The organism is Acidimicrobiia bacterium, assembly GCA_040881685.1.
GTDB lineage: Bacteria > Actinomycetota > Acidimicrobiia > IMCC26256 > PALSA-555 > SHVJ01.
This window is the reverse complement of record JBBECS010000040.1, coordinates 49,054-70,351: the sequence shown is the minus strand read 5'-3', so window position 1 is coordinate 70,351 and position 21,298 is coordinate 49,054. Positions and strand designations below refer to the sequence as shown.

Annotated in this window: 24 protein-coding genes; 15 read left to right on the top strand and 9 right to left on the bottom strand. The window is 67.4% G+C overall.

The features are described from left to right. Positions 1-7 precede the first annotated feature (7 nt). From WEE69_10715 to WEE69_10705, 3 genes are all read left to right on the top strand, one after another. Positions 8-1,192: a phytanoyl-CoA dioxygenase family protein gene (locus WEE69_10715; protein ID MEX1145765.1), complete on the top strand. Its 1,185-nt coding sequence runs from the start codon at positions 8-10 to the stop codon at positions 1,190-1,192. A gap of 134 nt (positions 1,193-1,326) precedes the next feature. After that, positions 1,327-2,127 (top strand): class I SAM-dependent methyltransferase, encoded by an 801-nt coding sequence (locus WEE69_10710; protein ID MEX1145764.1) that lies wholly within the window; start codon positions 1,327-1,329, stop codon positions 2,125-2,127. 16 nt (positions 2,128-2,143) lie between these two features. Beyond that, positions 2,144-3,076 carry a cyclase family protein gene (locus WEE69_10705; protein MEX1145763.1) on the top strand — a complete coding sequence of 311 codons (933 nt, stop codon included), beginning with the start codon at positions 2,144-2,146 and terminating at the stop codon, positions 3,074-3,076. Here WEE69_10705 and WEE69_10700 read toward each other — a convergent pair whose 3' ends face one another. Next, positions 3,077-3,904, bottom strand: coding sequence for an SDR family oxidoreductase (locus WEE69_10700; GenBank protein ID MEX1145762.1), 828 nt, complete (start codon positions 3,902-3,904; stop codon positions 3,077-3,079). It lies immediately after the preceding gene. Positions 3,905-4,058: 154 nt separating this feature from the next. On the opposite strand from WEE69_10700, the gene WEE69_10695 reads away from it, so the two are divergent. From WEE69_10695 to WEE69_10680, 4 genes are read left to right on the top strand one after another with little or no spacing between them, the layout of a single operon-like run. Next, entirely contained in the window at positions 4,059-4,931 is an 873-nt protein-coding gene (locus tag WEE69_10695) for an SDR family NAD(P)-dependent oxidoreductase (GenBank protein MEX1145761.1), read from the top strand. After that, positions 4,928-6,076, top strand: a complete 1,149-nt coding sequence (locus tag WEE69_10690) for an epoxide hydrolase family protein (GenBank protein ID MEX1145760.1) — start codon at positions 4,928-4,930, stop codon at positions 6,074-6,076. The genes WEE69_10695 and WEE69_10690 overlap by 4 nt, the downstream gene beginning before the upstream one ends. Further along, positions 6,073-6,921: an SDR family NAD(P)-dependent oxidoreductase gene (locus tag WEE69_10685; GenBank protein ID MEX1145759.1), complete on the top strand. Its 849-nt coding sequence runs from the start codon at positions 6,073-6,075 to the stop codon at positions 6,919-6,921. Before WEE69_10690 ends, WEE69_10685 begins: the two co-directional genes overlap by 4 nt. A 3-nt stretch (positions 6,922-6,924) precedes the next feature. After that, on the top strand, positions 6,925-8,082 hold the full coding sequence (locus WEE69_10680; protein ID MEX1145758.1) for an epoxide hydrolase family protein: 1,158 nt from the start codon (positions 6,925-6,927) through the stop codon (positions 8,080-8,082). 55 nt (positions 8,083-8,137) lie between these two features. On the opposite strand, the gene WEE69_10675 is transcribed toward WEE69_10680, so the two are convergent. Beyond that, positions 8,138-8,632 (bottom strand): nuclear transport factor 2 family protein, encoded by a 495-nt coding sequence (locus tag WEE69_10675; GenBank protein MEX1145757.1) that lies wholly within the window; start codon positions 8,630-8,632, stop codon positions 8,138-8,140. A gap of 99 nt (positions 8,633-8,731) precedes the next feature. Between WEE69_10675 and WEE69_10670 the strand changes: the two genes are divergently transcribed. After that, complete coding sequence (locus WEE69_10670; protein ID MEX1145756.1) at positions 8,732-9,766, top strand: aldo/keto reductase; 1,035 nt, start codon at positions 8,732-8,734, stop codon at positions 9,764-9,766. Positions 9,767-9,773: 7 nt separating this feature from the next. Here WEE69_10670 and WEE69_10665 read toward each other — a convergent pair whose 3' ends face one another. From WEE69_10665 to WEE69_10640, 6 genes are all read right to left on the bottom strand, one after another. Continuing rightward, positions 9,774-9,968, bottom strand: coding sequence for a CsbD family protein (locus WEE69_10665; protein ID MEX1145755.1), 195 nt, complete (start codon positions 9,966-9,968; stop codon positions 9,774-9,776). 35 nt (positions 9,969-10,003) lie between these two features. After that, positions 10,004-10,396 carry an STAS domain-containing protein gene (locus WEE69_10660; protein MEX1145754.1) on the bottom strand — a complete coding sequence of 131 codons (393 nt, stop codon included), beginning with the start codon at positions 10,394-10,396 and terminating at the stop codon, positions 10,004-10,006. 199 nt (positions 10,397-10,595) lie between these two features. Further along, positions 10,596-11,585 (bottom strand): TerC/Alx family metal homeostasis membrane protein, encoded by a 990-nt coding sequence (locus tag WEE69_10655; protein MEX1145753.1) that lies wholly within the window; start codon positions 11,583-11,585, stop codon positions 10,596-10,598. 155 nt (positions 11,586-11,740) lie between these two features. Continuing rightward, complete coding sequence (locus tag WEE69_10650) at positions 11,741-13,216, bottom strand: ABC transporter substrate-binding protein (GenBank protein MEX1145752.1); 1,476 nt, start codon at positions 13,214-13,216, stop codon at positions 11,741-11,743. A 42-nt stretch (positions 13,217-13,258) separates the two neighbouring features. Next, on the bottom strand, positions 13,259-14,305 hold the full coding sequence (locus WEE69_10645) for a phosphotransferase family protein (protein ID MEX1145751.1): 1,047 nt from the start codon (positions 14,303-14,305) through the stop codon (positions 13,259-13,261). Positions 14,306-14,366: 61 nt separating this feature from the next. Further along, positions 14,367-15,605 carry a cytochrome P450 gene (locus WEE69_10640; GenBank protein MEX1145750.1) on the bottom strand — a complete coding sequence of 413 codons (1,239 nt, stop codon included), beginning with the start codon at positions 15,603-15,605 and terminating at the stop codon, positions 14,367-14,369. A 157-nt stretch (positions 15,606-15,762) separates the two neighbouring features. Here WEE69_10640 and WEE69_10635 point away from each other — a divergent pair, with 157 nt between their 5' ends. Together WEE69_10635 and WEE69_10630 are read left to right on the top strand one after the other, a co-directional pair. Continuing rightward, positions 15,763-17,484, top strand: coding sequence for an amidohydrolase family protein (locus WEE69_10635; GenBank protein MEX1145749.1), 1,722 nt, complete (start codon positions 15,763-15,765; stop codon positions 17,482-17,484). A gap of 2 nt (positions 17,485-17,486) precedes the next feature. Beyond that, positions 17,487-17,801, top strand: coding sequence for a putative quinol monooxygenase (locus WEE69_10630; GenBank protein ID MEX1145748.1), 315 nt, complete (start codon positions 17,487-17,489; stop codon positions 17,799-17,801). Between the two features lie 61 nt (positions 17,802-17,862). On the opposite strand, the gene WEE69_10625 is transcribed toward WEE69_10630, so the two are convergent. After that, on the bottom strand, positions 17,863-18,774 hold the full coding sequence (locus WEE69_10625; protein MEX1145747.1) for a VOC family protein: 912 nt from the start codon (positions 18,772-18,774) through the stop codon (positions 17,863-17,865). On the opposite strand from WEE69_10625, the gene WEE69_10620 reads away from it, so the two are divergent. The 5 genes from WEE69_10620 to WEE69_10600 all read left to right on the top strand — a co-directional run. Next, the gene (locus WEE69_10620; GenBank protein ID MEX1145746.1) at positions 18,773-19,252 is read left to right on the top strand and encodes a nuclear transport factor 2 family protein; all 480 of its coding nucleotides are present in this window, start codon (positions 18,773-18,775) and stop codon (positions 19,250-19,252) included. The genes WEE69_10625 and WEE69_10620 overlap by 2 nt on opposite strands. A gap of 3 nt (positions 19,253-19,255) precedes the next feature. After that, a complete protein-coding gene (locus tag WEE69_10615; GenBank protein ID MEX1145745.1) occupies positions 19,256-20,053 on the top strand; it encodes an enoyl-CoA hydratase-related protein in 798 nt (265 codons plus the stop codon). 30 nt (positions 20,054-20,083) lie between these two features. Beyond that, on the top strand, positions 20,084-20,284 hold the full coding sequence (locus WEE69_10610; GenBank protein MEX1145744.1) for a ferredoxin: 201 nt from the start codon (positions 20,084-20,086) through the stop codon (positions 20,282-20,284). A 16-nt stretch (positions 20,285-20,300) separates the two neighbouring features. Then, entirely contained in the window at positions 20,301-21,071 is a 771-nt protein-coding gene (locus tag WEE69_10605; protein MEX1145743.1) for a tyrosine-protein phosphatase, read from the top strand. After that, on the top strand, positions 21,068-21,298 hold a 231-nt coding region (locus tag WEE69_10600), incomplete at its 3' end, for an LLM class flavin-dependent oxidoreductase (GenBank protein ID MEX1145742.1). The genes WEE69_10605 and WEE69_10600, both read left to right, overlap by 4 nt.

Genomic DNA, 21,298 nt, shown 5'->3' with positions numbered 1-21,298 from the left:
GCTCGCCATGACGATCACGTTCGAGACGGTCGACTTCGACGAGTTCCATCTCCTCGACCTTCCCAAGCGGATCGAGCAGGGGAGCGGCGCGCTCGCCGCGCCCGACCTTGCCGGCGTCGGGACGATCGGCTTCCGCACCCCTGACGGCGCGGCATTCACGTACGTCCCGTCGCCCGACACGGTGGAGATCTGGAGCGGCGACGCGGCCGCCGACACGCTCGTGGAGATGTCGCGCGAGGCCTTCTCGGACTTCGCGAACGAGCTGCGTACGAGCTTCGGCCTCATGTACGCGGGGCTCCTCGAGGTGACGCGTGGCGACTTCGGCTGGTTCGAGCGTTGGGAGCCCGCGCTCAGAGCCCTGTACCACGATCGCCCGATCATCGATCCGGCGAAGCTGGGTGTGGACGGCGACCTCGATCGATCCTTCACCCTCGACGAGCCCGACGAGGATCTCGAGACGTTTCTCACCGAGAAGGGGTTTCTGCATGTACAGGGAGTGTTCACCGCGGAGGAGATCGCCGCGCTGAGCGCAGACGTCGAGCGCGCCCGCACCGCGGCGCGTCCCGATGACGGCTCCTCCTGGTGGGCGACCCGAGCCGACGGCAGCGACGTCTGCTGCCGCGTGATCTACCTGGGCCGCACCTCCGAGCTCGTGGCTGGCCTCGGCGACGATCCGCGCTTGCGGCGAATCGCTGCGCTCGGTGGCGGTGGACTCGAACCCGAAGTCGACTGCCTCGACGGTCACAGCGTGGTGATCAAGCATCCCGAGATCACCGCGGGCTTGTCCGACCTCCCGTGGCACCGTGACTGTGGGCTCGGAGGGCATCCCGTGCTGTGTCCCACGGTCGCCATCGGGATCCAGCTCGATCGCGCCTCACCAGAGACGGGGCAGCTGCACTTCCTCGCCGGCTCGCACCGCGGCTCGTCGCACCCGCTCAAGCCCGGCGACGAAGCCGAGCAGCCCGTCGTCGCGATCAACACCGAGCCGGGCGACGTGACCGTGCACTTCGGCCATGTGTTGCACGCCGCGCCGGCACCTTCGGGCGACGGCCCCGGTCGGCGCGCGCTCTACGTGACGTTCACGCGACCGGAGTCGATGGCCTTCGTGGGTGAGGGTCACGGGTACAACGACGTCCTGTTCGAGCGCGACGGACAGGTGCACTCGGTCGAGGAGCTCACCGCGCGCACATGACGGCTCCGAGGCAGCTCGCCACGCGCGCGCGCCGGAGCGTCGTGTCGAGATGGCGGGTGTGGCGTGCGAACCGCCTCCGACGCAACGGAGGTACCCACCGGTTCGTCGGTCGGATTCACCTTGACTACCCGGTCGTGCCGAAGCCGCGGTGGGGGCACGGATCGCCAACCAACCACGCGCTGAACGAGATCATCGGAAGGAACCGACCGCAGTACACCGCGATCCTGCAGTCGGTGTTGGCGCAACGCGAGCGTCTCACCGCCATCCCGGTGCATGCGCCAAAGAGCTCGCCCGAGCCGCGTTGGATCAATGGCGCGCTCCCCGGTCTCGACGCCGCCGTCCTCTACTCGATGATGGTGGAGCATCGACCGGCGACGTATCTCGAGGTCGGCTCCGGGCAGTCGACGAAGTTCGCTCGACGCGCGTGCCGTGACCACGGGCTCGCCACGCGGATCGTGTCGATCGATCCGGCTCCGCACGCGGAGATCGATGACCTCTGCGATCAGGTGCACCGTTCGGGGCTCGAGGACGTCGACCTCGGGCTGTTCGATCAGCTCGGTCCCGGCGACATCTTGTTCGTCGACAACTCGCATCGCTGTCTGCAGAACTCGGACGTCACCGTGACGTTCCTCGACGTGCTCCCGGCGCTGCGCCCCGGAGTGCTCGTACACCTCCACGACATCTTTCTGCCCGATGACTACCCGCTCGAGATCGCCGATCAGTTCTACTCGGAGCAGTATTTGTTGGCGGCTGCGTTGCTCGCCGAAGGACCCCATCTCCAGATCCTCATGCCCAACTGGTACGTCGCGGCCGACGCCGAGCTGCGAGCGATCCTCGACCCGCTGTGGGACCACCCGGGGTTCGAGGCTGTGCAGCGCCATGGCGCGTCGTTCTGGATGACCACGGGCTCGGCGAGCACGCCGGTCGGGCGGTGACCGTAGGCTCGGGCCGATGACGTCACGACCCAAGTACGCAGATCTTCCCGACGGCAGCGCATGGGACGTGCTCGACGCGGACCTCGGCTCACTCGCACTGCTCACCCCGGAACGCGTGGCCGCGGCGGCACGTCTTGTGCGCTCAGGCAAGCGCTTCCCGCTCGACCTCCCGCTCACGCTGCCATCTCCACCGTTCTTCGGGCGCGAGCCCTATCGCCACGAGGTGTTCAGCCTCGGGATCACCAACGTGTTCGACGACAAGCTCGACAACTTCTACCCGCAGAGCTCGACGCAATGGGACGGGTTCGGCCACTTCGGCCACGCTGAGCTGGGATTCTTCGGCGGCCGCAGCGCTGACGACGTCGAGGCGCGCACGCTCGGCATCGAAGCGTGGGCCATGACCGGGATCGCGGGCCGCGGCGTGCTGCTCGACGTTGGGCGCCACGCCGACATCGCATGCGACACGGCGTTCGTGGTGACGCCGGAGATACTCGCGGCGACGGCTGACGCGCACGGCGTCGAGATCAAAGAAGGCGACGTCCTGTGTGTTCGTCTCGGCTGGCTCGCTTGGTACAAGGAGCTCGACGCCGCGGGTCGTGAGGCCATCGCGGCCGGCAGCCGTGAGTACAGCTTCGAGAACTTCCAAACGCCGGGTCTTGCCCCTGGGCCTGCCATCGCCGCGTTCCTCTGGGACCACGGCATCGCGGCGATCGCCGTCGACAACCCGGGCGTCGAGCCGTTCGGTCCCGGCGGCGCGGGTGCATCGGGCGACAGCGTGCACACGCGCGTGCTTGCGCTGCTCGGCATCCCGCTCGGCGAGTTCTTCGACCTCGACGCGCTCGCCGACGACTGCGCGGCCGACGGCGTCTACGAGTTCCTGTTCACGAGCAAGCCGCTCGGCATCCAGGGCGGCCTCGGCTCACCCCCCAACGCCATGGCGATCAAGTAGCTAGCGGCGCAGCCAGGGCTCGTGGGTGGCGCGCTCCTTGGCGAAGCGTTGCGCGAAGATCGTCTGGCCGTTCAGCTCCGCCGCGTCGGGTGATGTCGCGAGCCAGGCGATCACCGACGCCGGGACGGTCGGCGGGGCGCCCGGGTAGACGCCTTCCAGCCCGAGGGACTTGGCGTTCACCTCCATGCGCTCGGTGACCACGTAGCCCGGCTCGACGTTGAAGAAATGCAGCGCCGGGTATTCGACGGCCAGGATGCCGACCATGCGGTGGAACGCACCCTTCGACATCGCGTAGGCCGCACCCCATCCGCCCTCACCCGCGGGCGCGGGCGGGTCGGTGATCGCCACCGCCGATGTCACGTTCACGAGGGTGCCGCTCCCGCGCTCGAGCATGTGCGGGAGCACCGCCTTTACGAGCACCACTTGGGACACGACGTTCGCGGCGAGCTTGGTCTCGATCATGTCGATCGTCGTGTCCTCGAAGCGCGACATGCTGCCGGGGCCGGTGTGCACCGCGTTGTTGACGTGCAGGTCGATCTGGCCCCACTCCGAGACCACTCGCTCGACGGCCGCGTTGAGCGACCCGTGATCCATGAGATCCATCGGGACCATGAGTGCTCGTCGCCCTTCGGCTTCGACGAGCGCGGCGGTCGACTCGAGGCTCCCCGAAACCGAGCGCCCCGCCGTATCGGAGTCGTCGATGCCTTCGCCCTCGCGCACCGTCCGTGCCGTGATCGCTACGTCGAACCCGGACTGTGCGAGCGCGACCGCCGTCGCCTTCCCGATCCCGCGGCTCGCCCCGGTCACCAACGCCACAGGAGTGCTCACGAGAGCATGACGTTAGAGTCCCAGGCTCGATCACCAGGATGTGGAGGCCAGAGGTACCCGATCGCGGCGCAGGTACCCTGCGGCGCAGGGGGCCGGGGCCCGAGCGGCCCGGCGCAGAACGCCAAGAGCGGAAGGGTGGGCGTTGTTGGAAGGCATGGCGGGAAAGGTCGCGATCGTCACCGGCGCGGGGCGAGGCCTGGGTCGAGCCGAGTCACTCGAGCTGGCGCGCCAGGGCGCGCGGGTCATCGTGAACGACTTCGAAGCCGAGCCAGCCAACGAAGTCGTGAGCGACATCAAGGCGGAAGGGGGAGAGGCCACCGCTCACACCGGCGACGTCGCAGACTGGGACACCGCCAAGGGCATGGTTGATCTCGCGGTCACGACCTACGGCAGCCTCGACATCCTCGTGAACAACGCAGGGATCCTCCGCGACCGCATGATCTTCAACATGAGCGAGGAAGAGTGGGACGCGGTGATCCGCGTCCACCTCAAGGGCCATTTCTGCATGATGCGGCACGCCTCCGAGTACTGGCGCGAGAAGTCGAAGGCAGCCGACGGTGAGGTCTACGGCCGGATCGTCAACACCTCGTCCGAAGCCGGGTTGCTCGGCAGCGCGGGCCAACCGAACTACTCGGCGGCCAAGAGCGGCATCATCCAGCTCACGCTCGGCGCCGCGCAGGCACTCGGCCGGTATGGCGTCACCGCCAACGCGATCGCTCCGCGGGCGCTCACCCGGATGACCGAGTCGCTCGGCGGCTTCGACACCAAGGATGGCGACTTCGAGGTGTTCGCGCCCGAGAACGTGTCACCGTTGGTGGCGTATCTCGGGTCGCCGCAAGCGGCGAAGGTGAGCGGGCAGGTGTTCGTGGTGTGGGGACGTCAGATCACCGTGTTGCAGGGACCGAGCACCGACAAGGCGTTCGAGACGCCCCAGCAGTGGACGCCCGAGAACGTCGACGAGGCCCTCAGCCCGTTCTACGAGGGGCGAAAGCCCGTGCGAGACGGGTTCCTCTCACAGCACACGTGACCGTGCGCTTCGAGCCGTTCCGCGTCGACATCCCGCAGGCCACGCTCGACGACCTGCACGAGCGGCTGACCCGGACGCGCTTTCCTGAGCAGCTTCCGGATGCGGGCTGGGACTACGGCACCGAGCTCGGCTTCCTGCGGTCGCTCATCGAGTACTGGCGCGACGAGTACGACTGGCGCGCGACCGAGGCGCGTCTCAACGGCTTTGAGCACTTCACCACCGAGATCGACGGCGCCAACATCCACTTCATCCATGCACGCTCGCCGGAAGCAGACGCGCTCCCGATCGTGCTCACGCACGGTTGGCCGGGATCCGTCGTCGAGTTCCTCGACGTCATCGAACCACTGACCAGCCCCACCGCACACGACGGGGAAGCAGCCGACGCGTTCCACGTCGTCGTGCCATCGCTGCCCGGGTATGCGTTCTCGGGGCCGACCAAGGAGCGCGGCTGGCACCCGGGACGCGTGGGGCGGGCCTGGTCCGCCCTCATGGCCGGCCTCGGCTACGCCAAGTACGCGGCGCAGGGTGGCGACTGGGGCTCGTTCGTCTCGCAGCAGGTCGGTGTCGCCGACCCTGAGCACTGCATCGGCGTGCACGTGAACTTCCTGCCGTGCCTACCTTCGACCGAGGATCAGACCGACGAGGAGAAGCGGTACGTCGCAGATTCGACTCGGTACTTCGACGACGACTCCGGCTACTTCAAGGAGCACAGCACGAAGCCGCAGACGATCGGCTACTCGCTCGAGGACTCGCCGGTCGGGCTCGCGGCTTGGATCGTCGAGAAGTTTCGGACCTGGACCGATCCCCAAGGTGACGTCGAGGACTTCTTCACCAAGGACCAGCTCATCGACAACCTGATGCTGTACTGGGTCACTGGAACTGGTCACTCGTCGGTTCGCATGTACTACGAGCTCGACAAGGGGGCGCGGAGCGGATCGGTCGACATCACATCACGAGTGACGCAGCCCTTCGGCTACACGCGGTACCCGAACGAGATCATGGGGACGTCACGACGTTGGGCGGACGCGCTGTACCCGAACATCGTGCACTTCGTCGACACGCCCAAGGGCGGCCACTTCGCCGCGTTCGAGCAGCCGGAGCTGTTCGTCGCCGACCTGCAAGCCTTCGCGAGGCACGTTCGGTGATCGGCGACCTCACCGGCCGGACCGCGGTCATCACCGGTGCCGCGAGTGGGATCGGCCTCGGTCTGGCCCGCAAGGCTGCTCGTGAGGGCATGCACGTCGTGCTGGCCGACATCGAGGCTGGTGCACTTGACGCCGCCGAAGCCGAGGTGTCAGCACTCGGTGCTGAGACGCTGACCGTGCCGACCGACGTCTCGGACGCCGGAGCGGTCGAGGCGCTGGCGCTCGCGACGTTCGAGCGCTTCGGCGGCGCGCACCTCGTGTTCCTCAACGCGGGCGTGTTTCAGGCCGGCGTCTCGTGGCAGCGCTCCGAAGCCGACTGGGCATGGGTGCTGGGCGTGAACTTCTGGGGCCCGCTCCACGGCGTCCGCTCGTTCATCCCGCGGCTGCTCGAACAGGACGAGCCGGCGCACCTTGTCGTCACCTCGTCGATGGCGGGGCTCATGACCGTCGCGTACTCGGGCCCGTACGTGGTCTCGAAGTTCGCGGCGGCTTCTCTCGCAGAGTGCGTCGCCCACGACCTGCGCGCCCAGGGCATCGACCACGTCGGTGTGTCGTGCATCGTGCCGGGGTCGGTCGACACTCGGATCGCCGACTCCACGCGCAACCGTCCTGACGAGCCGCCGTCGGAGGGGCAAGCCGCCGACCATTACTTCGTGGCCGACGCGCTCCGCACGATGACGTCGACCCAGGGCCGTCACCCAGACGAAGCCGCTGACATCGTGTTCGACGCGCTTCGAGCGGGGCAGTTCTGGATCACCACGAGCGAGAGCTTCGGAGAGCTGTTGCAACCCCGATTCGAGTCGATCCTCGCGCACGAGCTCCCGGGCAGCGCCCAGTTCGACTGAGTCATGGCGGCGGACCTCCAGCTCGAGCCGTTCCGTATCGACGTGCGTGAAGCCGTTCTCACCGACCTCCATGAACGTCTCGATCGCACTCGCTTCCCGAACCAGATCGAAGGCATCGAGTGGGCGCAGGGCACCGAGCTCGGGTACTTGAGCGAGCTCGTCGGCTACTGGCGCACCAAGTACGACTGGCGTACGGCGGAGGCCCGCCTCAACTCGTTCGATCAGGTCGTCACCGAGATCGACGGACAGCGCTTCCATGCGATCCACGCACGCTCACCGGAGCCCGGCGCGCTCCCGCTGTTGCTCGTGCACGGCTGGCCGGGTTCCGTCGTCGAGTTCCTCGACGTGCTCAGCCCGCTCAGCGATCCCGTCGCGCACGGCGGCGATGCACGCGACGCGTTCCATGTGGTCGCGCCGTCGCTGCCGGGATTCGGCTGGTCGGGTCCGACGCACGAGCGCGGTTGGCACCCGCGACGCATCGCTGGCGCGCTCCATCGGCTCATGGGCGCGCTCGGCTACGACCGGTACGGCGCGCAGGGTGGTGACTGGGGATCGGTCGTCACGGCAAACGTGGCCGACCTCCAGCCCGAGTCGGTCGTCGGGCTGCACCTCAACTTCGTCGTCGTCTCGATGCCGAAGGGGGCCGACGTTCCGCCGATCACCGAGGAGGAGCAGGCCGCCCTCGCTGGGTTGAGCGAATGGCGCACGACCGGAGCCGGCTACCAGGAGATCCAGGGCACGAAGCCACAGACGCTCGGCTACGCCCTCGAGGACTCGCCGGTGGGATTGTGCGCGTGGATCGTCGAGAAGTTCGACGCATGGGGCGATGGCAGCTTTGCGCTCTCACCCAAGTTCACCTTCGACCAGATGCTGCACAACATCACCACGTACTGGATCACGGGTACGGCGACTTCGGCGAGCCGCATCTACTGGGAGGCACGTCAGTCGCGCCGTGACGCCATCCCTCAAGCTCGCATCGACGTGCCCACCGGGATCGCCAACTACCCGGCGGAGGTCACGAAGATGCCCCGCGCCTGGGTCGAGCACCGCTACAACGTCACGCACTGGGTCGACCAACCGAGAGGCGGCCACTTCGCCGCCATGGAAGTCCCCGACCTCTTCGTCCCCGACGTCAGAGAGTTCTTCCGCACCATCCGCTAGCCCAGGGTGCGTCCCTCGCCCGGCTATTCCGGCGTCAGAGACGCACGTCGACGGATCAACGCCCGAAGACGGGATCGTCATAGTCCCTGCTGCCCCGAAGGGCCTCGGGTGGGAGATCCCACTCGGCGTTGATCGGGTCGTGGCGGGTCCAGTCGAAGACGCACTTGCGGTCGGCGATACGCCATTCGCTGTCGCGACGCTCGAGGCGGTCGACGTACCGGAGGCCGATCACGAGGTCGTGGCCGTCCTCGCCGTCGCGGGCTCGGCGTCGGTGGTTCGCCACGCAGTACGACTCAGCGTGTGCGGTGTCGCCGTCGACCTCCACCAGCTGGTTGCCGATGAAGTGCATCGTGGTGTCGAAGTAGGCGAGCACCTCCTGCACCCAGTCGATGAATCCCTCGACCGTTCCTTGGAATGCGCCGTGGTCGTCGTATGCACCAGGCCAGTAGGTAGATCGCACGAGCTCGGGATCCATCCGGTCGATGCCGCGGGTGTACCGGATCAGCACGTCTCGGATCTCCTGCTGCGCCACGAGGCCTTCGAGGTTCATGGCCGCGTAGGGTACGCGCCATCGCGAGAGCTGCGGAGCGAGCGGAGCGAATGGAGCGAGCGAAGTGAGCGGAAGCAGCGGAGTGGGAGCGGAGCAATGGTGATGATGCGCACCCTCGGAAGAAGCGGCGTCCAGGTCAGCGAGTACTGCCTCGGGGCGATGATGTTCGGCCAGTGGGGCAACCCCGATCACGACGACAGCATCCGGATCATCCACCGGGCGCTCGACGCCGGCATCAACTTCATCGATACGGCCGATGTGTACTCGGCAGGGGAGTCGGAGGAGATCGTCGCCAAGGCGCTGGCCGGGCGTCGCGATCGCGTCGTCATCGCGACCAAGTTCTTCGGGCCGATGGGCGGCGAGGACCCCAACATGCGCGGCGGCTCGCGGCGTTGGATCCTCGAGGAGGTCGAAAACAGCCTGCGCCGCCTCGGCACCGACTACATCGACCTGTACCAGATCCACCGGCCCGACGATGTCGCGGATCTCGACGAGACCCTCGGCGCGCTGAGCGACCTCGTGCACCAAGGCAAGGTGCGATACCTCGGTCACTCCACGTGGCCCGCGGAGCGGATCGTCGAAGCGCAGTGGGTGTCGGAGCGCCGCAACCGCGAGCGGTTCGTGTGCGAGCAGCCGCCGTACTCGTTGCTCATGCGCGGCATCGAGCGCGCGGTGCTCCCCACGTGCCAGAAGTACGGCATTGGCGTGATCCCGTGGAGCCCGCTCGCGGGTGGCCTGCTCACCGGCCGCCACCGCAAGGGACAGCCACCGCCAGCTGACTCACGAATGGCGCGCGGGTTCGGCGCGCAGCAGCAGAGCGAGCGGGCCAAGCAGGCGCACGAGCACCGGCTCGACATCGTCGAAGAGCTGCTGACGCTCGCGAAGAGCGCCGGTATGAGCCTTACGCACCTCGCGCACGCCTTCGTGCTCGAGCACCCGGCCGTCACGTCGGCGATCATCGGACCGCGCACCATGGAGCAGCTCGACGATGCGCTTGCCGGCGTCGACGTGCGTCTCGACGAAGCGACGCTCGACGCGATCGACAAAATCGTGCGCCCCGGCGCCGACGTCAGCGCCGGCGAACCCTGGCATCCACCCGGCCTGACGAAGGAGAACCGCAGGCGCGGGCGGTAGTCAGCAGTCAGTCGTTGGAGGTCAGCTTGTCCTTGGCCGTGTCGACCGCCTCGCTGACCTTGTCGGCCGCGTCACCGGCCTTCTCCTTCACCGTCGCGCCAGCTTGGTCGAGCTTGCCCTCGCGCTTGAGGTCCTTGTCATCCGTGAGGTCGCCGGCGGCTTCCTTCACGCGTCCCTTGGCTTCATCGAGCTTTTCACCCATGACTTTCTCCTTGGTTCGTTGGTCGAGTTGCGGGGTCAGAGATGGAGAGCTGCGATTCGGGACTCGAGGAGATCCTCGATGTCGCAGATGGCGAGGAGGCGACGAACATGCGTCGCGGGCGATCGCACGACGAGGGCTTTCCCCTGTTCGCGGAGAAATAATCGGGCGTTGACGATCACATTGAGGCAATGGGCATCGATGAAGTCCAGCCCGGCGGCATCGAGCACCACGTGCTGGTGTCCATTTCCCGAAGCTTCCCCGAGCGCTTCGGCGAGGAAAGGGGCGGTCGCGAGGTCGGCCTCACCGTGGATCGCCAGAATCAGCTCGCCGGTTGCCTCGCGCCGGTCGACGCGAAAGCCAATACTCTCCGGCGAGATCGCGAGCGCCGCCCCGAGGTTTGATCTCACGCCAACGGGCTCTCGATCCATGGTCACCGCATGCCTCCTGATGAGAGGCCGGGCGTGCTACCAGGACTGGAGCAACTCGCTCAGCAGGCACCGCATCGGTGCAAAGAGCTTTCCTGTCGGTGAACGTACCACGCCCGCGTGCTCCCGGTGTACCGACACGGTTCCGCCTCGGGCAGGGTGAGCTCGACGGCTACAGGTGCCGCTGTCGAGCTCGTCTGACCTAGGAAGAACGCGAACCGGGCACGGCTGCCAGGCCCACCTTCTTCGTTCTGCGCACGCTGAGCACGATCGCGGCGACCACGATCGCGATGATCGCCGCGAGCGAGATCACGGTCGGAAGGTGGTACCAGCGCGACGCCGTCATCTTGATGCCGACGAAGATGAGGATCGCCCCGAGCGCGTGCGACAGATAGTGGAAGCGCTGCTTGGCGTCACCGAGCAGGAAGTACATCGCCCGTAGCCCCAGGATCGCGAACGCGTTGGACGCGAACACGAGGAAGGGCTCGCGGGAGACCGCGAGAATCGCGGGCACGCTGTCGACCGCGAAGATCACGTCGGTCACCTCGACCACCACGAGCGCGGCCAACAAGGGCGTCGCGATCCATTTGCCGGCCTTGCGCACCAGGAAGTGATGGCCGGCGAGGTCCTTCTGCACGGGCACGAAGCGGCCGAGCAGCTTCGTAGCCGAGTCGTGGCCTCGTACGCCCTCGTCGTCCCGATGGCGGATCACCTTGATGCCGGAGAGCACGAGGATGACGCCGAAGACGATGAGGAGCCACCAGAAGCGGTCGATGAGCGTCGTGCCGCCGACGATGAACGCCGCGCGCAAGACCAGCGCCCCGAAGACTCCCCAGAAGAGCACGCGGTGCTGGTAGCGCAACGGGATCGCGAAGGTCGAGAAGATGATCGACCACACGAAGACGTTGTCCACGCTGAGCGACTTCTCGATCACATAGCCGCTCAGGTACTCGCTGAACGCGGTGCCGCCCCATGAGAGGAGGACGACGCCCGCGAAGGTGAGGCCGAACGAGACCCAGATCGCCGACTCGACCAGCGCACGGCGAGCGGTCGGTTCTTTGTTGCCGCGGTGGGCGAGCAGGTCCGACGTGAGCAACACGGTCAGCACCGCGAGGAGCGCCAGCCAGTGCCAAGCCTCGACGTCGATGTCGGCGAAGCGCTGGGTTGCGTCGCTGGCAGCGAGTGGAACCATGGAAGAGCCATCCTTCGGTCGACAACGTGGCGTCTACCGAAGGTCTCTCCCGCCTGCGAACAGGCACGGTCGCCGGGCCGGAGCCGTGATGACGACGAACCGTCGAGCGGGGATACTCCCCTTCGAACTCAGATGATTGTAGCGGTGGGTTGCCACTAACCGCCCATCTCGACGAGGTTCTGGGAGCCGCAGTCGATGACGCCCTTGTCGGCGGGGTTGACGCGGTCGAAGCGGGCGTCGCTGACCTGCATGAGCACGTAGCAGCCGGTTGGCGTGCCACTGGCGACGTCGGTGGGGCCGACGATGCCGCCGGCCGTGAAGTCGTTGATGCCGGCAAGCGCCTCGAACAGCCGAACCCGCGTGATGCCGTTGTCGCCGTGTTCGTCGATGACCTGCTCAGCCCCGCTCTCGAACAGCAGCCCGGCCACGAACGCGCGCAAGCCCTCGTACGCGGTGTCGTCACCGGCGCGGTTTGAGATGCGAACGTAGGAGCGCAGGAGACTGATCTCGGAGCGGTCGCTGAACAACGCTGTCTCGATCGCCACGTATTCACCATCGATCGCGTCGCCGCCGTCTGCGAGGAACGATGCGTCGTAGCACTGCGCGCCGCAGTACCAGGCCGCGACATCAGGTCCTCGGGCTGCGGTGGCCTCGCGCAGGAGGCGGGTCGAATCCGGCCCCAAGCCGCTCGACGCAAACGTCGCGCCGTTCGTCTCGATCTCGTCGACGATCTCCGTGTAGCGCGCCGCGTCGTCGGATCCCGTCACGTCGACAGAGCCGGCGGTGGTGAAGCCGGCGGCGACCGCTGCATCGATGGCGGCCAACGTGCGGGCGCGTGCCGGATCGGTATCAGGGACGAGCACGAACTGGCTGCAACACCCCGGCACGTTGGCGAGCAGCCACTTGTACGGGCCGACAGCCTCGATGCCGGGCTGGCGGGGGAACGCCGCGAACGTCGTGCTGGCGGTCGCGTGGTCGGCGGCGATCGGCTCGACGGGCAGGTCGGGGATCGCGGCGCAGCCGAGCGCGTCCGCCGCGGCGTCGAACACCGAGAAGCTCCCAACGATGGCGAAGTCGCGCTTGCACGCGGTCGTGACCGCCTCGGCGTAGCCCTCCGCCGATCCTCCGGTCTCGAGCAGGTCGAGCTCCACGCGGCGATCTGCGAGACCCCCATGGCGGTTGACCAACGTCTGCCACGTCGCCATGCCCTGGAAGGTGGTCGGGCTGTCGGCGATGACGGCGAGACGAATCTCGTCGTCGGTGATGCCGACGTCAGTGCTGCGGTCGGGCCCGGTCGTCGTCGTCGTGGCCGGGGCCTCTGTGGTGGTTGGCGCGGGTCGAGTGGTCGTGGGCGCAGGACGAGTGGTGCCCGACGTGCTCGGTGGGATCACCAGCGTGGTGCCGGGCGTGATCGTGCCCTGGGTGACGGGCGGCGCCGTGGTCGGCGTCGAGGTGAGTGTGGTGCTCGGCGGGAGCGTGGTGACCACCGGGCCCTGCGAAGACGTGGTCGGCCCGATCTGGACCACCTCGTCCTTGCCGTCGCCCGACGTGATCAGCAGCGCGATGCCGACGCCGATGAAGACGGAGAGACCACCGACGAGGGCGAGAACCCAGTACTGCTGCCTGGTCACGTCAGCAAGTCTGCCTTCGCGGATCGCCTCGCCAGCGTCAGGTCAGAGGATTCCCGCCGCGGTCTCGCGCGCGTGGTCGAGCAGCCCGTCGACCCGGGCTGCGATGCGCGCGACGTCGGGGGTCTCGGCCGCCCCTCCTCGAGCGCCCTTCAGACGGCGCACGTACACGCCCTCGACGATGCAGGCCATCTTCCAGTATGAGAACGTGACGAGCCACGGCAGCGCATCGAGCCCGCGACCCGATCGCGCCGCGTACCGGGCGGCCACTTCGGTGCGGCGGCAGAAGACCGGGGCAAGCGTCGGAGCCGACTCGAGGAACCCGATTTCGTCGCCCGGATCAGCCCAGTAGAGGAGCGACCACACGAAGTCGGCGACGGCGTCCCCGATCGTGCAGAGCTCCCAGTCGAGCACCGCGATCACGCGGTCATCGTGACCGAGGACGGTGTTGTCGAAGCGATAGTCGCCGTGGACGATCGTCGGTGCACCAGTCTCCGTCGGGACCGTTCGTGACAGCCGCTCGTGCAAGTCGTCGAGCACCGGTGTCGCACGAACCCGAGCGGTGTCGACCTGTTTGCGCCAACGCGCCAGCTGGCGCTCGAGGTAGCCGGAGCGGTGCCGAGACAGGTCACTGAGACCCACCGTGTCGGGATCGAGGGTGTGCATCACCACCTGCACGTCGATCAGCGAGTCAGTCGCGGCCTCAGCTTGTGATGTGGTGAGGGCGAGTGCATCGGTCTCCGTGCGCAGGATCGTCCCATCGACGAACTCCATCACCGAGAACGGGGCACCCGTCACATCGACGTCCTCGCACAATGCGATCGCTGCGGGCACAGGCACGGTGCCGTCGCGAGCGAGCGCGTCGAGGATTCGGTACTCGCGCACGACGTCGTGCGCCGTGGCAAGAACCGCGGTCGCGGGCGGACGCCGCAGCGCCCACGAGCGATCGGCGCCGTCCACGACGCGATACGTGAGGTTCGAGCCTCCGGCCGCGATGAGCGAATAGTCGAGCGGCGCCTCGAGCGCATCGATGTGGTCGCGCAGCCACCGTGTCACCGCGTCCGGCTCAATTCCCGGCAGGTTTTCGGTCAAGCGCGGCAGGGTAGCGTCGTCGTCGCCAGGCTCCTCGCGATCGTTGCCGCGCGCACCGATGTCAGTCGGAGGGCCTCGCGACTCCCTTGAACTTGACCGGCATGTGCTTGATGCCGTTGATGAAGTTGGAGCGGAGGCGGTCGACGGGGCCGGCGAGCTCCATCTCGGGAATGCGCTGCAAGAGCTCCTCGAACATCACCTGGATCTCGAGCCGCGCGAGGTGCGAACCCAAGCAGAAGTGCGGCCCGCCACCCCCGAAGGCAACGAAATCGTCGGCGGGTTCGCGCGAGATGTCGAACGTGTGGGGCTTGTCGAACACTTCGGGGTCGTGGTCGGCGGCGATGTACCAGAGCGCGACTTTGTCGCCCTTCTTGATCTTCTCGCCCCGCAGCTCGATGTCGCTCTGGGCCGTCCGGCGCATGTACATGACCGGAGACGCGTAGCGCAGCATCTCGTCCACGGCAGCGGGGATCTTGGACGGGTCGGCAACCAGCTGCGCCCGCTGATCGGGGTGCTCGATCAACGCCAGCATCCCGTGAGAGATGAGGTTGCGGGTCGTCTCGTTGCCGGCCACGGCGAGGAGCTCGAAGAACACGTCGAACTCCATGTCGGTCAGTCGCTCACCCTCGACCTCGGCGCCGAGCAGCACGCTGATGATGTCATCGCCCGGGTTTGCCCGCTTCTTGGTCGCGAGGTCATTGGCGTAAGCGAACATCTCCATCGCCGCGGTGGTGGCGTCTTCCTGGCTGACCGCGTACTCGGGGTCTTCCGAGCCGATCATTCGGTTGCTCCACTCGAACACCTTGTGGCGGTCCTCGGGCGGCACGCCCATCATCTCGGCGATCACCTGAAGTGGGAGTTCGGCGGCCACGTCCACGACGAAGTCGCATCCGCCGCGATCGGCGATGTTGTCGACGATGTCGCGCGCGATCTCGCGGATGCGCTCGTGGAGCCGTCCGATCATGCGTGGCGTGAAGCCCTTGTTGACGAGGAGGCGCAGCTTCGTGTGCTTCGGCGGGTCCATGCTGAGCATCATCAGGCGCTGCTGCTCGAGTTGCATGTCGTCGGCGTCGTAGAGCGTGATGCCCCACTCGCTGGAGGCGCGCTCCCAGTCGTGGCTCACCTGGCGCAGATCGTCGCGGCGGGTGATGCACCAGAAGCCGCTGAACTGCGAGTCCTCCATCTCGGGGTGGAAGTAGACGGGCGCTTCCCGCCGGAGCAGGTCGAACTGGTCGTGCGGCACGCCCTGCACGAAGGTGTCGAGGTTTGTGAGGTCGACGTCTGCGAGCGTGAGCGGCACGGTGTCCTCCGGACTCGGGATTGGAACACGTTACGATTCGCCTCATCCAGAAGCCAGATGGGGAGCGAGCGGCCGCGGCAGGAGACGGAGCCTGCGGAGTCGACCGAGAGGTTGGTTCCCGGGACGCAGCGAGCGAGCCGAGCAAGGAGAGGAACGCATGCACGACCTGGTGATCCGCGGCGGCACGGTGGTGGACGGCAGCGGCTCCGCGCCGGTCGCGGGCGACGTCGCCATCGACGACGGCAAGATCACCGAGGTCGGGAAGGTCGACACACAGGGCGAGCAGGAGCTTGACGCCGCCGGAATGCTCGTCACGCCGGGCTTCGTCGACGTGCACACGCACTACGACGGCCAGGTCACCTGGGACCCGATGCTCACGCCGTCCACCTGGCACGGCGTGACCACCGTGGTGATGGGCAACTGTGGCGTTGGATTCGCCCCGGCGCGCCCCGACAAGCACGACTGGCTCATCGGCCTCATGGAGGGCGTCGAGGACATCCCCGGCGCCGCGCTCTCGGCCGGCATCCGCTGGGGATGGGAGACCTTCCCCGAGTTCCTCGACCTCCTGGACAACCAGGAGCTCGCGATCGACGTGTGCACGCAGGTGCCGCACGGCGCGGTGCGCGGCTACGTGATGGGGGAGCGGGGGGCTCGCAACGAGCCCGCGACTCCTGAAGACATCGAGCAGATGGCGCGCATCGTGCGCGAGGGCATCGACGCCGGCGCGCTCGGCGTGTCGACATCTCGCACCATCGCGCACCGCGCCATCGACGGCGAGCCTGTGCCGGGCACGTTCGCAGCCGAAGACGAGCTGTTCGCAATGGGGCGTGCGCTGACCGACGCCGGCTCTGGCGTGTTCGAGCTCGCACCCGCCGGCGTGATGGGCGAGGACCTCGCGGCATCCGAGAAAGAGATGGACTGGATGCGCCGCCTCGCCCGCGAGACCGGTCGCCCCGTCACGTTCGCACTCCTCCAGCACGACTTCGACCCCGACCAGTGGAAGAAGATGCTCGACCTCGCGAGTGAGGCGTACGACGAAGGCGTCCCGATCCGGCCGCAGATCGCCGGTCGCCCGCTCGGCCTGCTCCTCGGGCTCCAGACGTTCCATCCCTTGAGCCGGCGGCCGAGCTACGCGCCGATCGACGCGCTGCCGCTCGACGAGAAGGTCGCCGCGATGCGCGATCCCGAGCTGCGGGCGCGCATCCTCGCCGAGAGCCCCGCGGCCGACGATCGCATGGCATTCATCGGCATGGGTCTCGACCGCATCTTCAAGCTGGGCGAGCCGCCCGACTACGAGCCGGCGCCCGAGGAGAGCCTCGCCGCGATCGCCGAGCGTGACGGCGTCGACCCGTCGGAGTTCCTCTACGACCAGTTGCTCGAGAACGACGGGCGCGAGCTCCTGCTCCGTCCACTGCTCGGGTACAGCAACTTCACCCAAGACCCGATCCGCGAGCAGATCCTCCACCCAGCCACCGCACTCGGCCTGGGTGACGGCGGCGCGCATGTTGGCGCCATCTGTGACGCCAGCATCGAGACCTACATGCTCACGCACTGGGCGCGCGACCGTTCGCGTGGTGACCGCCTGCCGGTCGAGCTGGTCGTCCGCAAGATGACGAGCGACACCGCATCGCTGTACGGCTTGGGTGACCGTGGTCTGCTCGCCAAGGGCAAGCGCGCCGACGTGAACGTGATCGACCACGCCAACCTCACGTTGCATCGTCCAGAGATGGTCTACGACCTGCCCGGTGGCGCGCGGCGGCTGCTCCAGACGGCCGACGGCTACCGCGCCACGCTCGTCGCCGGCGAGGTCATCCGCCGCGACGGCCACGACACCGATGCTCGACCGGGGCGCCTCGTGCGCGGACCACAAGGAGCCTGATCATGGGGAAGGTCTCTGCAGTCGCCAAACTCGAGGTGAAGCCAGACATGGCCGATGCGTTCCCGGCGGAGTGGGACGACATGTTCAAGCACATCGCGGCCAATGAGGACGGCACCGAGCACTACGTGCTGCACCGGTCGAACCGCGACCCGAACGTCTTCTATATGACCGAGATCTACGCCGACCAAGCTGCGCTCGACGCGCACGGATCGAGCGACGCCATGGCAGCGATCGGCGGATCGCTCGGCGACTACATCACCAGCGCCGACCTCGACTTCTGTGTGCCGGTCAAGGCCGCAAAAGGCTGTGATCTCTAGCAGAGGTTCTCGGCACGTTCAATGACCTCTGAGGCACTTCAGCGTGCCGAGAACTTCTGGGTCAGGTCGTGGGTGACTCGATGAGCTCGAGCATGGCGCCATCGGGGTCGGGGAAGAGGAGCGCGCGGAGCTCGGGGATGCCTGGACCCATCTGCAGCGTCGCGGGTGGTGACACGCACTCGACGCCGAGGCAGCACAGCTCGTTGTAGGCGGCGTCGATGTCATTGGTCATCAGCGCCATCCGATAGATCCCCAAGTGGTTGGCGCGGTCGTACGCGTGACCGTCACTCGTCGGGGAGTGCCACTTCACCAGGTCGACGGCGAACTGGAACTCACCTCGGGGGTCGTCGAGATAGACCATCTCCCAGTCGACCTTCTCGCCGAGCCGCAGCCCCGTGCCGTCGCGAACACCGGAACCGAACCGAGCGATTGACTTGAAGCCGAGCACCTGCTCGTAGAACTCGACCGATCGCTCCAAGTCGGAGCAGTTGACGATCCCGACGCTGATCCGGTCGGCGTCGCCGGAGATCAGCTCGATGAGCGTGCCGTCCGGGTCCTCGCACACGAACGCCTTCATCGACGGGATGCCCTCCACGTCGACGTCGTGCGGTTCGCCGTAGCAATCAACGCCGGCATCGATGAGGCGCTGGTACGTGGCGTCGATGTCGCTCGACGTCATCCCGATCCGACCGAAGCCGGGCGTGTTGGCCTTCCCATACGGCCGCCCGGCCGGGGCCGGGACCTGCCACTCGAGGAGGTCGATCGCGACACCGTCGAGACCGCGACTGTCGCCGAGGATCCACGCATCCCACTGCACGGTTTCGAGCCCGAACGCTCCGCCCGGCTGGGGCTCGGCCGGTGTGGTGCGGACGACCGCGGTGAGCCCGAGCAGGTCCCGGTAGAAGGTGAGAGAACGCTCCAAGTCGGAGCAGTTCACGTTGAGGTGGAACACCCGCGTAGCCCCGATCGCCATGAGGCTGGACGCTAACGTCGCCCGCGTCATGGATGCCAGGAGCGCGATCGAGCACATCGTGTACGGCTATGCAGAGCGACTCGATGCTGGTGACTTCGAAGGTGTCGCGGAGCTCTTCGCCCACGCGCGCTATCGCGGCGGCGGGTATGACGATCCGGGGGCAGAAGGCTCCGCGCACGTGCTCGAGAAGATGCAGATGGTGCGGCGCTACGACGACGGCACCCCACGCACCAAGCACGTCACGACCAACCTCGTCATCGACGCTGACGAAGGTGCCGGTACCGCCACCGCGCGGTCGTACTTCACCGTCTTCCAGCAGGTCGACGACTTCCCGTTGCAGGCAGTGATCGCGGGTCGCTACCACGACACCTTCGCCAAGGTCGATGGGGAATGGCGTCTCACGGAGCGGGTGTTCCTGTGCGATCTCTTCGGTGACCTGAGCCGTCATCTGACGACCGATCCGTTCGCGGCCGGTTAGCCGATGCTGAAGATCGACGACGCGGAGCGCGTCCGGCTCATCACCTTCGCTCGCCCCGAGGCACGCAACGCGTTCGACTCCGCGCTCTACAGCGCGGTGGCCGACGCACTCGACGAGGCCGAGGCGCGCGACGACCTCGCCGTGGTCGTGCTGACCGGCGAGGGGACCGCCTACTCCGCAGGGCAGGACCTCGCGGAGATGGGACGGCTGTCGACACCCGGAGCGGACGATGCGCGGCAGGACGAGGCGGTGGCCGAGCACGGGTTCCGGCGGTTCGTGGGTGCGCTCGAAGCGTTCCCGAAGCCGATCGTGGCCGCGGTGAACGGCGTGGCCGTGGGCATCGGCACGACGATGCTCCCGTACTGCGATCTCGTGCTCGCGAGCACCGACGCGCGCTTCCGCCTCCCGTTCGCTCCGCTCGGTGTGGTGCCCGAGGCGGGGAGCACGTTCACGCTCCCCACGGTCATGGGCTGGCAGGCGGCCGCGCATGCGTTCTTCACCGGCGAGTGGTTCGGCGCTGACCACGCAGTGGCGTGTGGGCTGGCGTGGCGGGCGTGCGCGCCGGAAGAGCTGGTCGAGGAGGCGCTGGAAGTGGCCCGCGCCATCGCCCGCATGCCGACCGTGTCGCTCGTCGAGACCAAGCGGCTGCTCCTGGCGACCCGCCTCGACTTCGCTCGCGCCGCCCGCACGCGCGAGGAAGCGGTCTTCGCCGACCTGACCGGGGCTCCGGCCAACCGGGAGGCCATCGCGGCGTTTCTGGAGAAGCGGGACCCCGACTTTACGAATCTGCCCTCGGAGTAGGGTGAAGCCGAATCGGGAAGGGAGTGGGTGATGGCCTGGAAAGTCGTGGTCGACTTCGACCTGTGCGAGAGCAACGCGATCTGCATGGGCATCGCGCCCGAAGTGTTCGAGGTGCGAGACGACGACTTCCTCTACATCCTCCAGGAGAACCCCTCCGACGACCTGCGACCGAAGGTGGAGCAGGCCGTGCGCCAGTGCCCGAAGCAGGCCATCTCCATCGCCGAGGAGTAACAGTCTCGTTGCTGCGATGCCCGTGACCGACCGTCGAGTCACTCTCGACGGCCCCATCAACTTTCGCGATGTCGGCGGCTACGCGACGGCCAGCGACCGCAGGGTCAAGTGGGGCCTCGTCTACCGCAGCGACTCGCTGCATCACCTCACGGACGCCGACGGGCCGCGTCTCGCGCAGATCGGCATCAAGACCGCGCTGGACTTCCGCGCCCACGACGAGCTTGACCGCATCGGCATCGGGCGACTCGGCAACCTCGACATCAAGCACGTGCACGTGCCGACCGTCGACCAGGTGTTGCACACGGTGCGCCCGCCCGACGCCGTGATCCCCGGAACCGTGGCGGAGATCTACCTCCGTATGTTGGAAGCTGGCTCGCGCGCGTACGCCGCAGCGGTGCGAACGCTGGTGGAGCCCGACGCGCTGCCCGCCGTCTACTTCTGTATGGCTGGGAAGGACCGCACCGGGGTGTTCTCGGCCTTCCTGCTCGGGTTGCTCGGTGTTGGCGACCTTGACATCGTCGCCGACTACGTGCTCACGCACGAAGTGGTCGACAGGATCATCGAGCGCGGACGGGCGGAGCGCGCCGGCATTCCCGATCTTCCTGATCGCGACAAGGTGTGGGACGATATGCCCGAGGATCTCCTCGGCGCGCACGCACCGAGCATGGAAGGTCTGCTCGCAGGTGTGCACGCCAAGTACGGCACCTGGCTCGGCTACGCCGACGCGATCGGACTCGAGGAAGACGTGATCCTCAAGGTGCGTGAGATCCTGCTCGAGGACGCATGACGAAGTTCGGTCTCCAGCTGCCGAACTTCACGTTGGGCGTGTCCGACGGCGAGCTCTTCGAGGCGTTTGTCGGTATCGCCGTCGCCGGCGAGGAGTCGGGCTTCGACTCCCTCTGGGTGATGGACCACTTCTACCAGCTGCCCGCGCTCGGCGGCTCGGAACAACCCATGCTCGAGGCGTACACGGTGCTGGGCGCGTTGGCCGCGCGCACGTCGCGGGCGCGCCTC